General features: G+C 45.6%; 1 protein-coding gene and 1 pseudogene. Both read left to right on the top strand.

The features are described from left to right. Nucleotides 1–216, top strand: a pseudogene (locus G5B32_RS17195) (transposase); the annotation flags it as partial. Then, nucleotides 209–777: transposase (locus G5B32_RS16935; RefSeq protein ID WP_165292671.1), on the top strand; the 569-nt coding region annotated here is incomplete at its 3' end. The pseudogene G5B32_RS17195 and the gene G5B32_RS16935, both read left to right, overlap by 8 nt.

A 777-nucleotide genomic window follows, 5' to 3' on the forward strand; every position in this document is an offset into this window, starting at 1 on the left:
TATGAGAACAGCAAGTTGGAATCAAAGGGGTTTATGCCTTCCACTGAAATTTCAGACTTTCCCATTCGAGGTCAGAAAGTTACGCTACATATCCGCCGTCGTCGCTGGACGGTACTGGATACCGGAGAGATCATCACACGAGATTGGAACCTGGTGCGTGAGGGTGCTCGAATGACGACGGAATTCGGGATTTTTTTAAAGAAGATATTTGGATAATCATCCTGTAAGCGCCCAATTGGTCGGTCTTTTCTTCCAGATGGACGGCAAGCAACTACAGGATCAATACAAGAATCACCTCAGTGATTTCCATGATTGGGACCAAAAGTCTCATGCCGAGAACTGGACATTGTTCCCTGAAAACATCTCGGAACACCTGAGCATCGATGAGACCAGTTTCAGCAACGGTGAATTATATACCATTGTAAGCAGTAAATCGGCAAAAGGGCGTAAAGGAACGATTCTAGCAACTATTAAAGGCACTAAGGCTGAGGATATCATGGCTGTTCTTGAGCGAATACCCTTGCGCTCAAGGAATAAAGTAAAGGAGGTGACCATGGATATGGCTCCCAACATGGCCAAGGCTATCCGTAGATGTTTCAGAAATGCCAGACGTGTAGTCGACCGGTTCCATGTCCAAAAGTTAGCTTACGATGCCGTGCAGGAACTCCGTATCAAATACCGTTGGGAAGTATTAGATGCAGAAAGCAAGAAGATAATAGAGTCGCGAAAGCGAGGAATCCCATATGAAGCAGAATTGTTGCCTAATGGTGATACGCT

Source organism: Sphingobacterium sp. SGL-16 (assembly GCF_011043515.1).
Classification (GTDB): domain Bacteria; phylum Bacteroidota; class Bacteroidia; order Sphingobacteriales; family Sphingobacteriaceae; genus Sphingobacterium; species Sphingobacterium litopenaei.